We start from the raw sequence: 15108 nt of genomic DNA, 5'->3' as shown, positions 1-15108 counted from the left end.
TTTTGTATGAAAACTCACGCGAACGTGCTGACGGCATCGCGTAATCTCGACATTGTTCCTGCCCAATTTGCGGGCGGCCCGCCAATTGTCTTCGGAATCAGATGTTGCAGATCTCGCCCGTGCCGTTCCGCTCGATCCTGATCATTCAAACGAAGTTCATAGGTGACATCGTTCTTGCCTCGGCGCTGGCAAGGAACCTGCAACTCGAATTCCCGGATGCAAGGATCGTCTTCCTCTGTGAAGCGCAATTCGAGAACTTCGTGGTTGCGCATGGCATCGCCTCCGAGGTGGTCGCATTCAGGCGGTCCCGCATGCGCGGCACCACTCTGGAGCGCGTAAAGGAGCTTTACGCCACGGTGCGGGCGCTGCGTGGCTTCCGCTTCGACCTGACGATCGACCTGACCGATTCAAAAACCTCACGCATCATTAGTGGGCTCGTCACCGCAAAGACGCGCGTCGGCTACAATCCATCCGAAAGGCCGCTGCGGCTGCTGGAGAGGCAGCCTGCCAATGTGCTTGCCAAACCGTACGGGTTTGGCGGCCAGCATTTTGTCTATCGCTATCTTTCGCCGCTTGAAGCACTTGGGGTCGATCTGCGCGTGACCGTGCCAAGCATCCAGCCGCTGCCGTTCGAGACCGTGAAAGCCCTGACGCTTCTGGGCAAGCATCATCTTCACCCGAACGCCTTTGTCGCCGTCCATGCCGGCGCCAGTTTCAAGGGCCGGCAATGGCAGCCGGAACGGTTTGCCGAGGCGATCGACGAAATTGCAACCGACACCGGATTGGGCGTCGTCCTGGTGGGAGGGCCGGACGAACGCGAGACCGCCGCGCAGGTCCTGGCCAAGACCGCAACCCCGGTCGTCGATCTTGTCGGCACGCTGTCGCTCGAGAGCCTGATGGCGGTCCTGAAACAGGCCCGGCTGTTTCTCGGCAATGAGAGTGGCCCGATGCATATGGCAGCTGCCGCGGGCACGCCGGTTGTCGGGCTGTTCGGCCTGACGCATCCTTCGCGCTGGGGACCCGTCGGGGTGCCCAGCATCGCGCTTCGGCCGCCGATGCCGTGCGACTGCGTGGCCAAGGACTTGTGCCGCCGGACGGACCCCAGCAAGGCGTGTTGTGTCTGGCGCCTGGAGGTCAAGCCTGTCGTCGAAGCGGCCCGCGAGGTTCTCGCGCGCACCGAGATGAAGCGCGAAGGCGCTGTCTGAGCGGCTGTTTTCGGTAGGTTCGTTCACCAGGCTAGCGGTCAAATTGCCGCGCCAGGCATTTTTCTGCTACCCATCGTCCCGATTTCCGCCTTCATGCGGGTCTTGGGATACCGGCTTGAAATCGCCAGTCAGGAATTGGGTGTGATGCGTCAGCTGCAAGGACATCTCTGCACGATCGCCATGTCGTTGGCGGTCATATGCAGCGGCCATGCAACGCCGCTGGTCGAGCCCACGCTGCACATCAAGCCCGCGGTTAGCGGAGCGGGCCACGTCGCGCTCACGCTCGATGCCTGCGGCGGACAGACCGACACGCGGATTCTCTCGGCGCTGGTGGAAAACAAGATACCAGCCACCATTTTTGTCACCGGTATCTGGCTGAAGCGCAACGCTGCGGCCGTCGCCATCATGCGGGCACATCCGGACCTTTTCGAATTGGAAAATCACGGCGGGCGCCATATTCCGGCGGTCGACACGCCGCAGAAAATCTATGGCATACGCAGCGCCGGCAGCCCTGACGCGGTGCTCGCCGAGGTCGAATCGGGTGCCGCTGCTCTTGTCAGGACGGGTGAGCCGGCGCCGAAATGGTTCCGTGGCGCAACCGCCGAATACAGCCCCTCGGCCATCGCGATGATCCGCAAGCTCGGCTTCAAGATTGCCGGCTTCTCGATCAATGGCGATGGCGGCTCGCTGCTCGGCGCCAAGGAAGCCGCCAAGCGCATCGCCGCGGCCAAGGACGGCGACGTCATCATCGCCCACATCAACCAGCCGACCCACGCCGCCGGCGAGGGCGTGGTGCAGGGCCTCCTGGCCCTCAAGGACAGGGGCATGATCTTCGTGCGCCTCGACGATGCCGATGGCACAGGCGATCACGGCACCACCGACTGATTGCGCGTTGATATTAAGGTGATGCCGGCCTGCAAATGGCTGATGCGAAGTACTCAGCCCGGCTTGGCTTCGATGCTGACCTTGCTGGCGTAGAACGCGCCGTGGTCGCGGATATCGGTCATTTCGTCGAAAGGTTTCCGATAGGCCCACATCGCGTCCTTGCCCGCCTCGCCAGCCGGCAGCACGCTCCAATAGCTGGCATCGCCCTTGTAGGGGCAATGGGTCGAGTGTTCCGTGCCGCCCAATTTGTCGAAATCGATGTCGGCGAACGGAATGTAGAAGGCGGCCGGATAAGGCGCCTCGGTCAGCACCTTGGCCTTCGATGATGAAGCGATAACCGTATCGCCGACGCGCACCGTGACAGTGCCGACATAGGGCTCGATGGTGATGATCTTGTCGGGATTGCGCTGGAAGCCGGGTGCCGGGTTGGCGATCTTGTCCATGCTGGTTCCTCCTTGCCTGGCCTTAAGGTGTGGCGGACACAGCTGTTGCGCAAGGCCCCTTGGCATCGAACATGGCAGCCGCCAGCAGCCTAGGCGCGGCACACCAGCGCTGTCCGCTAAGGCTCAGGCGGCGGTTTTGAAGGCATCCAGCAGGCCGGCATAGGCGGCCGCGATGCCCGCCACCGGATTGCTGCTTCTCGAAACGGTCTCGACTTTCAGCGAGCCGCCGCCGGTCGGCAAGGTGAGCAGCAGGAACTGGCGATTGCCGCCGTCGCCGACGGATGCCGCCGCCACGTGCTGGCCTTCCCCTTCGTTCTGGACGCACATCTTGAACAGCAGCGTGCCGCCGACCGCTTCGAGCGCGCCGCCGACAACTTCAACAAATTCTTCTTCGGAAACAGTCTTTTCGTCTGGCACCAAATCGGCCAGGCTTTCCGCAAGTGTGCTCTCCAGGGCCTTGTCGTCAAGCTGCGCGTCCATGCGAACCTCTTTCAGCCGCCAATCGCACCCCTTTGCCCGTTAACGAAACTTAACGCGGACGATGGCCGGATTGTGGCGGATTTACTCGTGATTTCGTCCAATACGACGCCGTTTCCAACACGACGATTTTGACCCTCCTGCCATCTCGTCGGCATGAGCATTCAGGAGCCGAAGGCCCAAAACCCGTCAAAATTCAACCGGTTGCCGATTTTGCACGGGCTCAGAAAGTCGTCCGCCATGCAAGCGAGTGACTGGACAATCCTCCGGTTCGCTTCACAATGAACCAAAGCTACAATGCAAAAAACCTAGGGGAGGAACGAGATGCTGGGGCTGATGCAGGAATGGCCACTGCTGTGCCACAAGCTGATCGATAATGCTGAACGGCAGCATGGCGTGCGCGAGATCGTGTCGCGTTCGATCGAGGGGCCGATCGTGCGCACCACCTATGCCGACATCCATCGTCGTTCTCTTAAGGTGGCCCAGCGGCTGGAACGCGACGGTTATCGGTTGGGCGACCGCATCGCCACGCTGGCCTGGAACACCGCTCGCCATATCGAGGCCTGGTACGGCATCATGGGCATCGGCGCGATCTATCACACGCTCAATCCGCGCCTGTTTCCCGAGCAGATCGTCTGGATCATGAACCATGCCGAGGACAAGGCTGTCTTCGTCGACCTCACCTTCATACCGTTGCTCGAGAAGATCGTCGGCGCCATCAAATCGCTGAAAAAGGTGATCGTGCTCACCGATAATGCGCACCTGCCGAAAACCGCGTTGCCCAATGTCGTCGCTTACGAGGAGTGGCTCAACGAGGTCGATGGCGATTTCGCCTGGAAAACCTTCGACGAAGGTACTGCCGCGGGCATGTGCTACACATCTGGCACGACAGGCGATCCCAAGGGCGTTGTCTATAGTCACCGTTCGAACGTGCTGCACGCCATGATCGCGGCCATGCCCGATGCGATGGGCCTGTCGGCACGCGATACGATTCTGCCGGTGGTGCCGATGTTCCACGCCAATGCCTGGGGTCTCGGCCAGAGCGGGCCGATGATCGGCGCCAAGCTGGTCATGCCTGGCTGCAAGATGGACGGCGCCTCGATCTACGAATTGCTCGACACCGAGAAAGTGACCTTCAGCGCTGCCGTGCCGACGGTCTGGATGATGCTGCTGCAATATCTGGAAGAAACCGGCAGGAAGCTGCCTCATCTGAACAAGGTCGTCATCGGCGGCTCGTCCTGCCCGCGCGCGATCATGACGAAATTCCAGGACAATTTCGGTGTCCAGGTCATCCATGCCTGGGGCATGACCGAGATGTCGCCGCTCGGCACGCTGTGCACCTTGAAGCCCGAATATGTCGGCCTTGAGGGAGAAGCGCGGCTCGACATCCAGGGCAAGCAGGGCTATCCGCCCTTTGGCGTCGAAATGAAGGTGACCGACGACGAGAACAACCCGCTACCCTGGGATGGCAAGACCTTTGGTCGGTTGAAGGTGCGCGGTCCGGCTGTTGCCCGCGCCTATTATGGCGGCGCGGGCACGGAGCAATTCGACGAGGACGGCTGGTTCGATACGGGAGATGTCGCTCATATCGATGCCGGCGGCTATATGCAGATCACCGATCGCGCCAAGGACGTCATCAAGTCCGGCGGCGAATGGATCTCGACCATCGAACTCGAGAATCTGGCCGTCGGCCATCCGGACGTGGCGGAAGCGGCGGCCATCGGTGTTCATCATTCGAAATGGGGCGAGCGGCCCCTGCTGGTCGTCGTCGCCAAGCCGGGCAAGGAACCGACCAAGGCTGACATTCTCGGCTTCATGGATGGCAAGCTGGCCAAATGGTGGATGCCCGATGATGTCGCTTTCGTCGGCGAAATACCGCATACCGCCACCGGCAAGATCCAGAAGATCACCTTGCGCCAGCAGTTCAGGGATTACCGCTTGCCGACGGATTGAGGGGATGTTGCGTGTTTCGGCTTCAAGCCGTCGCAAAAAGGCACTAAACCTCCGTCCGGGTAGGGACAGCGCAGAGAACAATGGTTAGCATTCTGGAACGGCAAACGTCGAAGGCTGCCGGCTGGTCGCGGCGCACGGGCGCATTTTCAGCGGTGCTTTTGCTGACCGACTTCGTCGGCCATCGCTTCGGTCTCGTCGAGACGCCCGTATTCCTGTGGGTGCTGGGCATTGTCGCGCTGCTGGCGGCGCTGGCGCTGCTTTTTGCCGGGCTGGCCTTTTCCAGGCTATGGAATTTCGGCGACCGTGGCGGCCGCGATCTGACCGTTGGCGCCTTGCTGGCCCTGCTGGTGCTTACCCCGTATGGCGTCGCTGCCTACTGGGCGACGATCTATCCGCCGCTGAGGGACATCTCGACCGATTTCGACGATCCGCCCGCGCTCGATGTCACTGACCGCACGAAGGACATGAATGTGCTGTCTCCGTCCACGCCGGGCGAGCAGACGTTGCAGACCGACAGCTATCCACTGGTCAGCGCACGCAGCTATGACCTTCCGTTCGAGACCGTCGTCAATGCCGTCGAAACCGTGCTCGACCGGCGCGGCTGGGACCTTTCGCAACCCTATCCCGACCTCGCTGGGCAGAGAGAAGTGACCATTACCGCCGTCGCCTCGAGCTTCGCGCTCGGCCTCCCGGCTGATGTGGCGATCCGCGTGACCGATAACGGCGATATGATCATCGTCGACATGCGGTCGGCTTCGCGCTACGGCCGCCATGACCTTGGCGACAATGCCGCGCGCATCACCGAGTTCCTGGCGGAACTGGACCAGGAAGTCGCCGGACAGGTCGGGGCGGCGCCAGCCGAATAGTCATTTCCCAGCTGAACTGGCCAGCGAGAAACCGGTGAGGAGAGGCCGGGCCAGGTGCACCTATCGAGCTGGCGTGAAAATGCCGTCGATGGCGGGGGCGGCGTCTGTCGAGATCATGCCGCGCGCCACCAGATCCTCGAGATGGGCAAGCACGGACAGGCCGGCCGCACCGTGCAGCCGGGGATCGGTGTCCCGGTAGATCGCCTTGACCATGTCGGGAACCGTCCGGTCGCCGGCCCTGACCCGCTCCAGTATGGCCCGCTCGCGCATCTTGCGATGCGTCTTCAGTCCGCGCATGAAACTGCGCGGCGCCGTCACCGGCCCGCCATGGCCGGGCAGCAGCAGGTGGTCGTCGCGCCTGATTAGCTTGTCCAGCGATGCCATGTAGTCTGCCATAGCCCCGTCCGGTGGCGCGACGATGGACGTCGCCCATCCCATGACATGATCGGCCGAAAACAGGATTCCGGTTCCTTCCAGCGAGAACGCCGCGTGATTGGCGGTGTGGCCGGGGGTGAGAACCGTCCGGATCGCCCAGCCGTCGCCGGCGACGATCGCATCGTCCGGCAGCGGGATGTCGGGAAGGAAGGCCATGTCGGCGCTGGCATCGAGCGCATTGGTCTCGCCAATGTGCAACGGCCTTGCTGGCCGGTGCGGTCCCTCAGCGAGCACCGTGGCGCCGGTGCGCTCTTTCAGCCGGGCCGCCAGCGGAGAATGGTCGCGATGCGTGTGGCTGACGAAGATATGGCTGACCGGCCTGCCGGCGATCACGTCGAGCAGGGTCTGAAGATGCGCATCGTCATCGGGACCCGGATCGATCACCCCCAGCGTCTCGCGCCCCACGATATAGCTGTTGGTGCCATAAAAGGTGAAGGGGCTCGGGTTTCGGGCCGTGACGCGCTGCACGTCAGGCGCCACGTTCGCGCCCTGGCCGTAGTTGGGATCGAAGCTGGTATCGAATTTGAGGGCCATGTCGCCACATTGTTCCTGGAATGGCAAAAGCGATTGCCGCATAGCACGCAAGCCAATATAGGAAAACGCAAGAGCGCGATTGTTGGATCGCGGCAAATCGGATTGGGGAAGTGACCATGGCAACTGCAACGACGATGCGCCCGCTTGTTTCTCTGGCCTTGCCGCAGGAAGGCGCGGCGCGGCTGGCAACGCAGTTTTTCCTGGCGATCGCCGGAACGCTGCTGCTGACCCTGTCGGCCAAGACCAAGGTCATGCTGGGGCCTGTCGATATGTCGATGCAGACACTCGCCGTCTTCCTGATCGCCGCCGCCTTCGGCATGCGCCTAGGCGTCGCCACTCTCCTGCTCTACATGGCGGAAGGCGCGATGGGCTTCCCGGTCTTCCAGAGCACGCCGGAGAAAGGCATCGGCATTGCCTACATGCTCGGCTCCACCGGCGGCTATCTCGCTGGCTTCGTGGTCATGGCGGCGATTGTCGGCTGGGCCGCCGATCGCGGCTGGGACCGTCACCCGATCAAACTTTTCAACGCGATGCTGGTTGCCGAGGTGGTGATGATGGCGATGGGCTTTGCCTGGCTGGCGCTGCTCATCGGTCCGGAAAAATCCTGGCAGTTCGGCGTCGTGCCGTTCATCGTCGGCGACCTGATCAAGGTTGCGCTTGCGGCAAGCCTGGTGCCGGCCGCCTGGTCGCTGCTCAAGCGCTCCTGAGTTTAGCAAGAAGCTTGGGGTTGCATAGACGTCAGGGGGTCAAGTCCCGAGGACGGGCGGTTCGGAAGAAGGTTCTGGTCACAGGGTTGCGGGCTTCATAGGCTATCACGTCGCCAGGCTGCTCCTGGAACTCGGCGACGAGGCTGTCGGCCGACAGCATCAACCTTGCTACGATCCGGTTTCTTCACCGCGTATGGCTCTTGGGGCGTCCCGACATGGTGCCGTTCCAGTTCACGAGGAGCATCCAGGAGTGGCACCAGGCGTATTTTGGTAACGACTCTACGATATATGCGAGCACTGGCAGCTGCTTTTCAGGGTTCGTATGGCTACCGTCGCTGCCGGGGGATCTTGGCATGTCAAGGAGGGCTTCTTGAAAGGAATTATCCTTGCGGGAGGCAGTGGAACACGCCTTTATCCGCTGACGTTAGCTGTCTCGAAACAAATCCTTCCAGTATACGACAAGCCGATGATCTATTATCCGCTGAGCGTGCTGATGCTCGCGGAAATTCGTGAAATTCTGGTCATCTCGACGCCGCGGGATTTGCCCGTTTTCCGAGATTTACTCGGTGACGGATCGGAGTTTGGCCTGGATATCTCCTATGCTGAGCAGCCGCATCCCAATGGACTAGCGGAAGCGTTCATCATTGGCCGCGAGTTCATCGGCAAGGACAGTGTGTCGATGATCCTGGGCGACAACATCTATTTTGGCGACGGGCTGTCGCAGCTTTGCCGCGCCGCCGCTTCTCGCGACACGGGCGCTTCGGTGTTCGCCTACCGTGTGGATGATCCTGAACGGTATGGTGTCGTCTCCTTCGACAAGGCCACCGGAACGGCGCGCACGATCGAGGAAAAGCCGCAAAAGCCGAAATCCAACTGGGCCGTCACTGGGCTTTATTTTTACGACAACACTGTCGTCGACATCGCTTCGGCCATTCGGCCTTCGGCCCGCGGCGAGCTTGAGATCACGGCGGTCAACAACGCCTATCTCGATCGCGGCTTGCTGCATGTGCATCGACTGGGGCGCGGCTATGCCTGGCTCGACACCGGGACCCATGACAGTCTGAACGACGCTTCTTCCTTCGTACGCACGATCGAGCATCGCCAAGGCATCAAGGTCGCATGCCCGGAGGAGATCGCCTTCGAGCAGGGCTGGCTGACGGCCGAGCAGGTGCTGCAACGCGCCACCCGGTTGGGAAAGAATGAATATGCCGCCTATCTGCGCCGGCGTGTCGTCGAACTGTCGGAGGGCTGAGCGTTGGAGATCAGCTCCCTCGGCATCGAAGGCGTGCTGGAGATCATTCCAAAGCGGCATGGCGATGCGCGCGGTTTCTTTATGGAAACCTATAATGCCGACCGATTTGCGCAGGCTGGACTAAAACTGCATTTCGTGCAGGACAACCATTCCTACTCCGCCGCGGCGGGCGTCTTGCGCGGGCTCCATTATCAGCTCGCGCCCCGGACCCAGGATAAGTTGCTGCGTGTCATACGCGGTCGGATTCTGGACATTTGTGTCGACATTCGCCGAAGTTCGAAGACCTTTGGCGAATGGATCTCCCTGGAAGTGTCGGCCGAAAGGGGCAACCAGATCCTGGTGCCCAAGGGCTTCGCGCATGGCTTTGTGACGCTCGTGCCCGACACCGAGGTTCTGTATAAGGTGACCGACACCTACTCGCCGGAGCATGACCGGTCGATCCGTTTCGACGATCCCGCCATCGGCATCGAATGGCCCTCGTTACCTGGCGGTTTCCAGCTGTCGGACAAGGACCTCAAGGCGCCGCCGCTGGCCGCGGCGGAGGTGTTTGATTGATGAGCGTTGCCAAAGAGAATGCAGCCAGGAAGAGTGTGGCCCAAAGAGGGTGCTGCATGGGGATAGTTGTATGAACTTTCTGGTGACAGGCGGCGCCGGTTTCATCGGCTCGGCGGTATGCCGGCATCTGTGCGCCAATCCGGTCTACCGGGTGACCAATCTCGACAAGCTGACCTACGCCGGCAATCTGGCCTCGCTGCGGCCGATCGAGAATGCCCATAATTACAGCTTCGCTTATGCCGATATCTGCGACGAGAGGGCGGTGCTCGACATAATGCGCCGTGATGACGTCGATATCGTCATGAACCTGGCGGCCGAAAGCCATGTCGACCGCTCGATCGACGGGCCTGGCGCCTTCATCGAGACCAATATCGTCGGTACCTACAAGATGCTCAATGCCGCGCTCGAATACTGGCGCGGCCTTTCCGACGACAGGAAAAGCCGCTTCCGCTTCCATCATGTCTCGACCGACGAGGTGTTCGGCGACCTGCCTTTCGATGGCGGCATGTTCGTCGAGGAGACACCTTATGCGCCGTCCTCGCCCTATTCCGCCTCGAAGGCGGCCTCCGACCATCTGGTGCGGGCATGGCACGAGACCTACGGCCTGCCAGTCGTGCTCTCCAACTGTTCTAACAATTACGGCCCCTACCATTTTCCCGAGAAGCTTATTCCGCTCGTCATCCTCAACGGGCTCGACGAGAAGCCGCTGCCGGTCTACGGCGCCGGTGCCAATGTGCGCGACTGGCTGTTCGTCGAGGATCACGCGCGGGCCCTGGAACTCATCGCTACGAAAGGGCTTGCCGGCGAGAGCTACAATGTCGGCGGCAATTCGGAACGCACGAACCTCTCCGTCGTCCAGACGATCTGCGATCTGCTCGACATCAGGCGTCCCAGGGCCGAGGGCCGGCGCTATCGCGAACTGATCTCCTTCGTCACCGACCGTCCTGGCCATGACCGCCGCTACGCCATCGATGCCTCCAAGATCGGCCGCGAGCTCGGCTGGGCGCCCAGGGAAAACTTCGAGAGCGGCCTGGCTCGAACCGTGGACTGGTTCCTCGACAACAGATGGTGGTGGGGACCGATCCGCGAGCAACGCTATGCCGGCGAAAGATTGGGCGAAGCCCGCAAGGTGGGCACGTGAGGCTCGTTGTCACCGGACGCGACGGCCAGGTCGCGGCAAGCCTTCTGGAGGCCGGCCATGGAAATGCCGGCGTTGAGGTCGTCGCCATCGGCCGTCCCGAACTCGACCTGACAAGACCCCACACCGTCATCGACGCCATCGCGGTTGCGAAGCCGGATATCGTCGTGTCGGCCGCTGCGTACACGGCCGTGGATCAGGCCGAGGACGAGCCAGATCTGGCCTTTGCGGTCAACGCGACCGGTGCCGGTAAGGTGGCTGAAGCGGCAGCGCGGCTCGGCGTTCCCGTCATCCATCTTTCGACCGATTATGTCTTCGACGGCAGTGCTCCCGACGCCTATGTCGAGGCCGACGCGACGGCGCCGCTCGGTGTCTATGGTGCTTCCAAGCTCGCCGGCGAGCAGGCGGTGGCCGCCGCCGGTCCGCGCCATGTGATCCTGCGCACCGCCTGGGTCTACAGCCCGTTCGGCAGGAATTTCGTGAAAACCATGCTGCGGCTGGCCGCCGACCGCGACGAGATTTCCGTGGTGGCCGATCAATGGGGAAATCCCACCTGCGCGTTCGATATCGCCGACGCGATCCTGCATGCGGCGGCCACGCTGCGGCGCGACAAGAGCTTCACCGCGTTCGGCATCTATCATCTGGCCGGCTCGGGCGAGATCAGCTGGAGCGGTTTTGCCCGTCATATCCTGGACACAAGCCGAAAGCTTGGTGGACCCTATGCACGGGTGCGCGACATTGCCGCCAAGGACTATCCGACCAAGGCACGCCGCCCCGCCAATTCACGGCTGTCGAGCGCGAAGTTCGCTTCCACCTTCGGGTGGAACGCACCTGACTGGCGACAGTCGACGGAAGCCGTGGTCGGTCAGCTCCTAAGCGGGAAGGCCCGGCCGGATGACCGGGCGCCTTTGAGTACCGCCCACATCCGCTGAGCCCACAATTCGAAGCCGAGCTTTATCGTGACATTCAGCGTCGACGGCTGTCGAGTTGATGATAGAGATCGGCATACGCCCTTCCCATCCTGTCCGCCGTAAAAAGGCTGATATAGCGATCTCGGGCGGCTCGCCCCCATTTCGCTGCTTCAGCCGGCGAATCGACGAACCGCTCCATCGCTTCGTCAGTCGTTCTGGATCGGAAAGGCGGAACGACCAGCCCGGTCTCGCCAGCCTTGTTCACATAACTTGTTCCCGTCCCGACTTCGCACGAAATCATCGGCTTGCCGCACATGGCTGCCTCGGCCAGCGATAGGCCGTAGGCTTCCGACCTCTGGTTTGAAGGAAAAATGAATCCAAGGCAGTTGTGGAGGAGCGCCATTCCTGCTGGTGGTCAGCCAGCCACACATTCGCGTTCTCGTGATGCAGGAAAAACTACATCCGTCCGTAAGCGTCGTCGAACCTGACGATATCGTCCTCGCCGAGATAGTCGCCGCTTTGCACCTCAATGATCACCAGGTCAATTCTGCCCGGATTTTCCAGCCGATGTTTGTGGCCGGAGGGAATGTAGGTCGACTCGTTGGTGGCCAGGAACAATTCCTGATCGCCGTTGACTATTTTCGCGGAGCCGCTGACCACCACCCAGTGCTCCGAGCGATGATAGTGCATCTGCAGGCTCAGACGCCGGCCAGGCTTCACCTCGATCCGCTTGATCTTGAAGCGCTCGCCTTCCTCCAGAACCGTATAGGTACCCCACGGGCGGTGAACCGTGCTGTGAAGCAAATGCGCTTGGTGACCAGAAGCCTTGAGGCCCTCGAACAGCTTCTTGACGTCCTGGACGCGGTCGCGGGACGCCACAAGCAGCGCGTCCGGGGAATCCACGATCACCAGATCGCTGACGCCGACCGTGCCGATGACGCGCTTGTCCGAACTCACATAGCTGCCGGTCGTGTCGACCATGTGGACGTCGCCGCGTATCCTGTTCCCGCTTTCGTCGGGAGCGATCAAATCGGCCATTGCGTTCCAGGATCCGATGTCGTTCCAATCCATGTCGCAGGGAATCATGGCAAGATTGCTCGTTTTCTCCATGACCGCGCGATCGATCGAGATCCGCGGGGCGGAGCCAAAATACTCCGGCGCGAGTTCGATTTTGGCAAAGCCTTCGCCTTCGCTGAAGCGGCCGTTCTCATAGCTGTCGGAAACAGCCTGGATCACGGCGGGGCAATGCAAAGTCATTTCGTCGAGCATGATCTGCGCGCTGAAGCAGAAGATGCCGCCATTCCAGAAGAAGCGTTTGGATGCGACATAGGCCTTGGCCGTCTCGAGATCCGGTTTTTCAACGAAACGGACGACTTTCTCGCCATCCGCCTCGATGTAGCCGAATGCCGTGTCCGGTCTGGTCGGGCTGATGCCCAATGTCGCGATCCGCCCGAGTTTTGCATGTTCGATGGCCCGGCCCATGACGCTCAGAAAGGCAGGCAGGTTGCCGATCATGTGATCCGCCGGGAAGATGCATAGAATCGCATCGGGACCGTGCGTTGCCTTCGCATGGATGACAGCGGCCGCCACGGCGGCGGCCGTATCCCGGCCTTCGGGCTCAAGCAGAAACGTGCGTGGCAGTATCACCGCATCCAGTTCGTCGAAACCGTCCTTCGTCAGGAAGAGGTGTTCCCCGGACGTGACCACAACGAGTTCCACGACGCCTTTCATCGAAGCGGCGCGCAACACGGTGTGCTGAATAAGAGAATGCCCGTCTGCCACTTTGAGGAAAGGCTTGGGGTGCGATTGCCTCGATGCGGGCCATAGCCGCGATCCGGCTCCACCACTGATGATGACGGGAACCACTTTCATGACACAGCCTCTGTTTCGTTTTTCGATGTGATTGCCCGCGCCCTCTCAAGCGTCAGCGCCACGATCGCTGTTGCCCTTTCATGATTTTCAGCCTCCGAATAGCAGCGGAGCTCCGGCGCGTTGCCGGACGGCCGCAGATGGATGATCTCGCCGGTCTGCATTCGTGCTCTGAGGCCGTCAGTCTCGTCGACTTCGGCAACAGTCCCGAAAGGGGCGAGGAATTGCTGCAGTGCATGCCGATCCGCGAGCCGACGCATCAGGCCGTGCGAACTGTCCACCGGGAAGTTCTCGAGGCGTTCGCTGGCGCATGCCGGAAGCTTCCAGAACTCGCGCTGATGCGACAGCGTATTTCCTGTCGATGCGACCAGGCCGAGGACGGCGAGGATAGGGAGCAACGAATCGCGTGTCGGCAACGCCGTCAAAGTTTTTCCATGCAGGATACAATCCGACCCCAGGAGAACGCCGCCATTGGCCTCGAAGCCGATGACGATACGGCCGGCACAGTATGACGCTTCCATGGCTTCAATGACGAAGGGGGACCCGACCCTTGTTCTCACGACCTCGAAACCGAAGGCGTTCGAAATGCCCGAATTGGAGGTCACCGGCGTCACGACAATGTCTGCCCGCAAGAACAAGGCGGTGGCGAGGCCGATCAGGTCGCCGCGAAAGAGATCGCCGTTCTCGTCGGTGATGAGCGGACGATCGGCATCGGCATCCGTCGAAACGACGGCGTCGAGTTTGAATTCTCGAGTCCAGCCTTTGAATTTTGCCAGTGTGGCGGCGCTCACGGCTTCGGTGTCGACGGGAACGAACGCATCGGATTTCCCGACGGGCGTCACACTGGCGCCCAGGGATTGGAGAATCTCGACCAGCAGATCCGCCGCGACCGAACTGTGCTGATAAACACCAACCCTCATGCCTGAAAGGGAGCTAGCCTCCAATATGTCTTCGGCGCGCCTGCGATAGGCGGCGATCGCCTGATCGTGGTGTGCCGGAAAAGCCGTTCCCATTGGAGGCGGCGGGCAATAGGAATCCGACCGTTCAGCGGCATAATGTGCCATGGCGGCCTCGTCGGCCTTGCTGATCTCGCCATGCGGGCTATAGAATTTGATGCCGTTGCGATCCGCTGGAATGTGCGAACCCGTCACCATCAACGCCGCCAGCCCATGTTGCCGGCCACACAGTGCCAAAGCTGGTGTTGGAATGGCGCCGCAATCGATGGGTTGCAGTCCGCTTGCCGCCAGGGCCGCCATGCAGTTGGTGGCGATAGTGGGGCTGCTGTCGCGCAGGTCGCGACCTACCAGCACCCTGGCCTTCGGCTGTATTCCGCCGGCGGCCAGGCGCCATGCGAAAGCCTCGGTATAAAGTCCGCTCGGTTTGCCGACCAGTTCCGAAGCCAAGCCTCGAAGGCCACTCGATCCAAATTTCATCACTTCGCTTTGGCTGGTGAGAGGGAAGGCCGTCATATTGCAGTAGGCTCCTCTGTCAACCACAAATCGCTTGGCCAGCGCGTAGTGGATTCTGGGCACCTTCAAAATAGTGCATCCGCAACGGTTCGAATATTGGCTGGAGGCTGCATTAAGCCGAACGAATGTGCATAGACAAGCCACAATTGCCTATGGCGATGGTGGCCTTCAGTCTTGCGGCCAGTCTGCAGAATTACCTTGGATCGCCCGTCAAATGTTTACAAGCGAGAGCTACTTTTGCGAATGCTGTTGAACGACGTCTTGACCGGCGAACCGGGCCCAATCGAATGACCTATAAAAAAATCTCTGGCGATGACCTCAAGTCCACGCTATGCGATGGGGCGGCGGGGGGCCGAAGACTTGGCTAAGAACAGGTGGCTGATGACGGATGGTATTCGATCTGGCTCCG

General features: G+C 61.2%; 15 protein-coding genes. 9 read left to right on the top strand and 6 right to left on the bottom strand.

Going from position 1 to position 15108, the window contains the following annotated elements:
- The first annotated feature begins 101 nt into the window (after window positions 1-101).
- Together FJ934_RS13200 and FJ934_RS13195 are read left to right on the top strand one after the other, a co-directional pair.
- A complete protein-coding gene (locus tag FJ934_RS13200) occupies window positions 102-1205 on the top strand; it encodes a glycosyltransferase family 9 protein (RefSeq protein ID WP_140610052.1) in 1104 nt (367 codons plus the stop codon).
- A gap of 144 nt (window positions 1206-1349) precedes the next feature.
- Window positions 1350-2090: a polysaccharide deacetylase family protein gene (locus FJ934_RS13195; RefSeq protein ID WP_140610051.1), complete on the top strand. Its 741-nt coding sequence runs from the start codon at window positions 1350-1352 to the stop codon at window positions 2088-2090.
- A 53-nt stretch (window positions 2091-2143) separates the two neighbouring features.
- On the opposite strand, the gene FJ934_RS13190 is transcribed toward FJ934_RS13195, so the two are convergent.
- Window positions 2144-2533 carry a DUF427 domain-containing protein gene (locus FJ934_RS13190; protein WP_140610050.1) on the bottom strand — a complete coding sequence of 130 codons (390 nt, stop codon included), beginning with the start codon at window positions 2531-2533 and terminating at the stop codon, window positions 2144-2146.
- 123 nt (window positions 2534-2656) lie between these two features.
- Window positions 2657-3013, bottom strand: coding sequence for a hypothetical protein (locus FJ934_RS13185; protein WP_140610049.1), 357 nt, complete (start codon window positions 3011-3013; stop codon window positions 2657-2659).
- A gap of 321 nt (window positions 3014-3334) precedes the next feature.
- On the opposite strand from FJ934_RS13185, the gene FJ934_RS13180 reads away from it, so the two are divergent.
- Complete coding sequence (locus FJ934_RS13180) at window positions 3335-4963, top strand: fatty-acid--CoA ligase (RefSeq protein ID WP_140610048.1); 1629 nt, start codon at window positions 3335-3337, stop codon at window positions 4961-4963.
- Window positions 4964-5043: 80 nt separating this feature from the next.
- The gene (locus FJ934_RS13175) at window positions 5044-5829 is read left to right on the top strand and encodes a DUF1499 domain-containing protein (protein ID WP_140610047.1); all 786 of its coding nucleotides are present in this window, start codon (window positions 5044-5046) and stop codon (window positions 5827-5829) included.
- A 60-nt stretch (window positions 5830-5889) separates the two neighbouring features.
- Here the strand turns inward: FJ934_RS13175 and FJ934_RS13170 are convergent, their stop codons facing one another.
- Complete coding sequence (locus FJ934_RS13170) at window positions 5890-6798, bottom strand: MBL fold metallo-hydrolase (RefSeq protein ID WP_140610046.1); 909 nt, start codon at window positions 6796-6798, stop codon at window positions 5890-5892.
- 116 nt (window positions 6799-6914) lie between these two features.
- On the opposite strand from FJ934_RS13170, the gene FJ934_RS13165 reads away from it, so the two are divergent.
- The 5 genes from FJ934_RS13165 (at window position 6915) to rfbD (ending at window position 11382) form a co-directional block, all read left to right on the top strand.
- On the top strand, window positions 6915-7505 hold the full coding sequence (locus tag FJ934_RS13165) for a biotin transporter BioY (RefSeq protein ID WP_140610045.1): 591 nt from the start codon (window positions 6915-6917) through the stop codon (window positions 7503-7505).
- Window positions 7506-7875: 370 nt separating this feature from the next.
- A complete protein-coding gene (rfbA, locus tag FJ934_RS13160; protein ID WP_140610091.1) occupies window positions 7876-8757 on the top strand; it encodes a glucose-1-phosphate thymidylyltransferase RfbA in 882 nt (293 codons plus the stop codon).
- Window positions 8758-8760: 3 nt separating this feature from the next.
- Entirely contained in the window at window positions 8761-9312 is a 552-nt protein-coding gene (rfbC, locus tag FJ934_RS13155) for a dTDP-4-dehydrorhamnose 3,5-epimerase (RefSeq protein WP_140610044.1), read from the top strand.
- A gap of 70 nt (window positions 9313-9382) precedes the next feature.
- Window positions 9383-10453 carry a dTDP-glucose 4,6-dehydratase gene (gene rfbB / locus FJ934_RS13150; protein WP_140610043.1) on the top strand — a complete coding sequence of 357 codons (1071 nt, stop codon included), beginning with the start codon at window positions 9383-9385 and terminating at the stop codon, window positions 10451-10453.
- The gene (gene rfbD / locus FJ934_RS13145) at window positions 10450-11382 is read left to right on the top strand and encodes a dTDP-4-dehydrorhamnose reductase (protein ID WP_140610042.1); all 933 of its coding nucleotides are present in this window, start codon (window positions 10450-10452) and stop codon (window positions 11380-11382) included. The genes rfbB and rfbD overlap by 4 nt, the downstream gene beginning before the upstream one ends.
- 34 nt (window positions 11383-11416) lie before the next feature.
- On the opposite strand, the gene FJ934_RS13140 is transcribed toward rfbD, so the two are convergent.
- The 3 genes from FJ934_RS13140 to FJ934_RS13130 are packed head-to-tail and all read right to left on the bottom strand — an operon-like array spanning window position 11417 to window position 14699.
- Entirely contained in the window at window positions 11417-11764 is a 348-nt protein-coding gene (locus FJ934_RS13140; protein WP_226890578.1) for a glycosyltransferase, read from the bottom strand.
- A gap of 53 nt (window positions 11765-11817) precedes the next feature.
- Window positions 11818-13233, bottom strand: a complete 1416-nt coding sequence (locus tag FJ934_RS13135) for a mannose-1-phosphate guanylyltransferase/mannose-6-phosphate isomerase (RefSeq protein ID WP_140610041.1) — start codon at window positions 13231-13233, stop codon at window positions 11818-11820.
- The gene (locus FJ934_RS13130; protein ID WP_140610040.1) at window positions 13230-14699 is read right to left on the bottom strand and encodes a phosphomannomutase; all 1470 of its coding nucleotides are present in this window, start codon (window positions 14697-14699) and stop codon (window positions 13230-13232) included. The genes FJ934_RS13135 and FJ934_RS13130 overlap by 4 nt, the downstream gene beginning before the upstream one ends.
- Window positions 14700-15108: the final 409 nt, after the last annotated feature.

This window comes from Mesorhizobium sp. B2-4-12, from assembly GCF_006441575.1.
In the GTDB taxonomy this organism is placed as follows: domain Bacteria; phylum Pseudomonadota; class Alphaproteobacteria; order Rhizobiales; family Rhizobiaceae; genus Mesorhizobium.
This window is presented reverse-complemented; position numbering and strand designations above follow the sequence as displayed.

Excerpts from the sequence above, each read along its gene's own strand:
- rfbB (WP_140610043.1), top strand. The coding sequence starts at position 9,383 with ATGAACTTTCTGGTGACAGGCGGCGCCGGTTTCATCGGCTCGGCGGTA.
- FJ934_RS13185 (WP_140610049.1), bottom strand. The coding sequence starts at position 3,013 with ATGGACGCGCAGCTTGACGACAAGGCCCTGGAGAGCACACTTGCGGAA.
- FJ934_RS13135 (WP_140610041.1), bottom strand. The coding sequence starts at position 13,233 with ATGAAAGTGGTTCCCGTCATCATCAGTGGTGGAGCCGGATCGCGGCTA.
- FJ934_RS13180 (WP_140610048.1), top strand. The coding sequence starts at position 3,335 with ATGCTGGGGCTGATGCAGGAATGGCCACTGCTGTGCCACAAGCTGATC.
- FJ934_RS13140 (WP_226890578.1), bottom strand. The coding sequence starts at position 11,764 with ATGGCGCTCCTCCACAACTGCCTTGGATTCATTTTTCCTTCAAACCAG.
- FJ934_RS13190 (WP_140610050.1), bottom strand. The coding sequence starts at position 2,533 with ATGGACAAGATCGCCAACCCGGCACCCGGCTTCCAGCGCAATCCCGAC.
- FJ934_RS13175 (WP_140610047.1), top strand. The coding sequence starts at position 5,044 with ATGGTTAGCATTCTGGAACGGCAAACGTCGAAGGCTGCCGGCTGGTCG.
- FJ934_RS13130 (WP_140610040.1), bottom strand. The coding sequence starts at position 14,699 with ATGACGGCCTTCCCTCTCACCAGCCAAAGCGAAGTGATGAAATTTGGA.
- FJ934_RS13170 (WP_140610046.1), bottom strand. The coding sequence starts at position 6,798 with ATGGCCCTCAAATTCGATACCAGCTTCGATCCCAACTACGGCCAGGGC.
- FJ934_RS13165 (WP_140610045.1), top strand. The coding sequence starts at position 6,915 with ATGGCAACTGCAACGACGATGCGCCCGCTTGTTTCTCTGGCCTTGCCG.
- FJ934_RS13195 (WP_140610051.1), top strand. The coding sequence starts at position 1,350 with ATGCGTCAGCTGCAAGGACATCTCTGCACGATCGCCATGTCGTTGGCG.
- FJ934_RS13200 (WP_140610052.1), top strand. The coding sequence starts at position 102 with ATGTTGCAGATCTCGCCCGTGCCGTTCCGCTCGATCCTGATCATTCAA.